We start from the raw sequence: 3,500 nt of genomic DNA on the forward strand, positions 1-3,500 counted from the left end.
TAAGGGTGAAACCGTGAGCTACAACGAACTGCTGAAATCGTGGGCAGATGCGCGTAAGTAAAGGGCGGCACTGAGAAAGGCGAACGGCACCGGAAGGTGCCGTTTTTGTGTGTGCCTGATCCATTGCTTTCGCGAGCCGGCTCGCTCCCACAAGTTTGTGCCACATAACGGATATGTAATTTGCACGCCACCGTCACGAAAGGTTCGGCTTGTTACCTTGATCCCGTCAGCTACTTAAACGAGGAATCAAACATGAAACTTGCCCAAATCGGTGCCGTTGCAGCAGCTCTGGTGATGTCTTCTCTGGCGATGGCCGAAGGCGGCGGTGACCGCACCTTCGACAGAATGATGACCGCCAACGACCGCTCCATTGAGCTGTTCGTCGCCAAGGAACAGGCCCGCGATCCGGTCGTCGTCAACGAAAAGAAAGACGAAAAAACCAAAGATCTGTAAGCGTGCCGCATCGCACCAAGCCTGTCATCGAACGCCGATGCCGGGCTTTTTCATGAGTCCGCACTGGAGGGATATGGATATGGAAGGTTTCAAGTTGCTCGCGTTTGCCGGCGTCATGGCCGTGTCTCTGAATGCACTGGCCGAAGGGGGGCGGCGACCGAACCTTTGAGCGCGCGTTTAGCGCCAACGTCAAAGCCATGGAGCAATACGCCGTGAGCCAAGGCAAAGCGGCGCCGGTAGTGAAGGACTATGAATACGGCATGAAGCTGGATGTAGTGAAAATTGTCAGCGTTGTGAAGCCGCAGCCAGCCTGCGCTGTCGCCCCCGCCGCCATGACCTATGAAGATTCGAAAGGACAGCTCAACACCCTAAAATACAGCGTGGTGGGTGCCTGCCGAAACAACGGTGGCTGAGGCCACACAATCCCCCAACAGTGCGTATTTCAATTCGGGGTGTTTAAAGGTTGTTTGGGAGATGGGGAGCCTTCTATGTAACTAATCCACCTTTAGCTTATGAAGGGGGATTTAGCGCTTTGGCATTCCTTGAATAACCGCGACCCGTTGAGGGACGCGGTTTTTTAGTGTGCTGGATGACTCAGTTTTTGCTGCTCTTTACGATAGAAAACATCATTCCTGTGTAACGAGTCGTCGTCGCTGAGTAATTAAGGTCGCCCACCTTGCGCTCGGTTGGTTCTTTAGCGTCGAAATTCTTGACCGACTCATGGAAAACGTCCATGACCATTTTTTTGTTCTGCTCAACCGGGATGCCAGGGTTGAGTGCTTCAGTGATCGCAAGCAGAACAGAAAATATCTGAAGTGATTGCTCCTCATTTGGTGAGATGTTAAGGATCACCATGTCCACGTTGCCGTCATTTTTATCGATGGTTCCCATCATCGCCAGGTCCTGGCTGAAAGCATGCGAGAACGTGTCGGTGGCCCCACCCGTCTGAACTTCAAAGTCGGCAGTTTTGAATTCCTTGTTGTATCGACCTACCGCGTCGTTGAACGCGTTATGGAACTCATTGACAGTCAAACCCATGGAGTCTGCGGAACGGTTGGCGTTTGCTTCAACAGTTGCCACGGACTCGAAGCCTTGAGTTTTGGGGTTGAGGTAGTCAACAAGAGCAGAGGCCAGAAGCATGAAGCCCAACCCACCCATGAACAAGGTCCATCGTGTCGGGACCTTGCCGGTTTTTTTGCTCTTGAAAACAGTCGGCGCTATCAGCCCGACGACCGCCACCACCAAAGACAGCAATCCAAACAACGCCACCAGTCCTATTAGTACCACCACGATTCATTCCTTTTGATTTACAGTTTTAAAGTGATGACATTCTAATATCGCGCATCCGAAAAGCCCACGGCGGTGGAGTCGAAAACGAGCGGGACCACGCTCCCTCGCTACAAAATCGGTTAATCAGCGGGCGAAAAAAAGGCGCCCCGAAGGACGCCAAAGGATTCACCTCTTACCAAAGGAGCAAGGAGCTTCTAAAGGTGAATGGGTATGAAGGGTTAACTCAGAGAATCGCCAGCGGATACTCGACAATCACCCGCACTTCATCCAGATCAGACTCGAACGCCGTGGCGCGGGTATTGGCCTGGCGCAAACGCAGTGACATGTCTTTCAACGAGCCGCTCTGCACCACGTATTTGACTTCGATGTCGCGTTCCCAGCGCTTCTGGTCGGTCAGCGGATTGCCGTCGGCATCGCGGCGCATGTACACGGCGTTGGCGCTGGAATAGTCGGCGTCGGTGCCACGGGCGTAACGGGTCATGAACGATAATCCCGGCACGCCATAGGTCGTCATGTCGAGGTCGTAACGCACCATCCACGAACGTTCCTTGGGCGAGTTGAAGTCGCTGTACTGGATGGAGTTGTCGAGGAAGATCGAATCGGACTGGCGCAGATAATCGAAGTCGTCATTGCCGTTGTTGCGCTGGTGCGAGAGGGCTACGGAGTGCGCGCCGAGTTTGACTCCGACGCGGCCGCTCCAGATGTTGTTGTCGAACTCGCCGAGCAGTTGTTTGCCTTCGTCGACAGCCTTGTAGTAGTTCAGGCCGCCAAACAACGACAGGTCATCCGACAGCGGGTACGTCCACGCGCTGCCTGCGTAGTATTGAATCCAGGCATCCTTGAGGCGACTGGAATACAGACTGAAGCTGAGGTTGTTGTTGAGTGCGTAGTCCCCACCGAAGTAACCAATCCACGGCGAATTGACCGGCCCCGCGTAGAACGTCGCGAAGTTTTCGCGCATGTCGCTGGAAACCGGTTGGCTCATCGCATGCAGGCGACCGCCCTGTACTGACAGGCCTTCGATACTGGTATTGGTGGCGGTGACACCCCGGAAGCTTTCCGGCAGCAGCCTGGAGTCGCCTGCCGCGACGACCGGGTTGGAGGGAAAGACATCGCCCACTTTAACCACCGTATCAAAGGCTCGCACTTTCGCCGCGCCCCCGACCTTGGTGTATTCGTCCCGCGCCTGGCCTTCACTGTTGACCGGCAGTACGTCGAACGAACTGCGGCCTCCGTTGCGGCCATCACCGGTATCAAGTTTTAACCCGATCATCGCAAACGCATCGACACCCACCCCGACAGTGCCTTGTGTAAACCCGGATTCAAACTTGCTGATGATGGCGTGGGCCCAGGCTTCGGAATAACCGTTGCCGGTGGGACTGGACTGACCGTCACGGTGATCACGATTGAAGTAGTAGTTGCGGTTGAGCAGCGTCAGGCTGCTGCCTTCGATAAACCCCTCGGCTTTTTCTTCCGCTAACACCAGGGTCGGCCCCGAACCGACCACCACGGCTAAAGCCGCCATCGACATTTTTGTATTGTTAACCATCAAGCACTCCTTGGGATCGGCAGAACTGGAACGTTCTTCGGCGTGGGTTTTATTGTTCGGCGGGAGGGCAGGGCCCACCCGCGTGATCGCCGGGAGACATCGTTGCAATCTGCGGATAACGCCAAGGTGATGGGGTTATTACAATTTCGTCATGTGGGTGGGTACAGCGCGCGGCGACTCAAGTCAGCGCCGCGAGCTGCTCGATGGT

The 3,500-nt window shown here is 55.0% G+C and carries 3 protein-coding genes and 1 pseudogene; 2 read left to right on the forward strand and 2 right to left on the reverse strand.

The window, feature by feature from the left end:
* The first annotated feature begins 252 nt into the window (after positions 1–252).
* On the forward strand, positions 253–453 hold the full coding sequence (locus tag J4E42_RS29275) for a co-regulatory protein PtrA N-terminal domain-containing protein (RefSeq protein WP_192227327.1): 201 nt from the start codon (positions 253–255) through the stop codon (positions 451–453).
* Positions 454–532: 79 nt separating this feature from the next.
* Positions 533–866, forward strand: a pseudogene (locus J4E42_RS29280) (DUF2790 domain-containing protein).
* 181 nt (positions 867–1,047) lie between these two features.
* On the opposite strand, the gene J4E42_RS29285 reads toward J4E42_RS29280, so the two are convergent.
* Complete coding sequence (locus J4E42_RS29285) at positions 1,048–1,743, reverse strand: hypothetical protein (protein ID WP_192227328.1); 696 nt, start codon at positions 1,741–1,743, stop codon at positions 1,048–1,050.
* A gap of 223 nt (positions 1,744–1,966) precedes the next feature.
* Positions 1,967–3,292: an OprD family porin gene (locus J4E42_RS29290; protein ID WP_207286778.1), complete on the reverse strand. Its 1,326-nt coding sequence runs from the start codon at positions 3,290–3,292 to the stop codon at positions 1,967–1,969.
* Between the last annotated feature and the right edge of the window lie 208 nt (positions 3,293–3,500).

The organism is Pseudomonas sp. FW300-N2A2 (assembly GCF_017351735.1).
GTDB classification, from domain to species: domain Bacteria; phylum Pseudomonadota; class Gammaproteobacteria; order Pseudomonadales; family Pseudomonadaceae; genus Aquipseudomonas; species Aquipseudomonas migulae.

Excerpts from the sequence above, each read along its gene's own strand:
- J4E42_RS29275 (WP_192227327.1), top strand. The coding sequence starts at position 253 with ATGAAACTTGCCCAAATCGGTGCCGTTGCAGCAGCTCTGGTGATGTCT.
- J4E42_RS29290 (WP_207286778.1), bottom strand. The coding sequence starts at position 3,292 with ATGGTTAACAATACAAAAATGTCGATGGCGGCTTTAGCCGTGGTGGTC.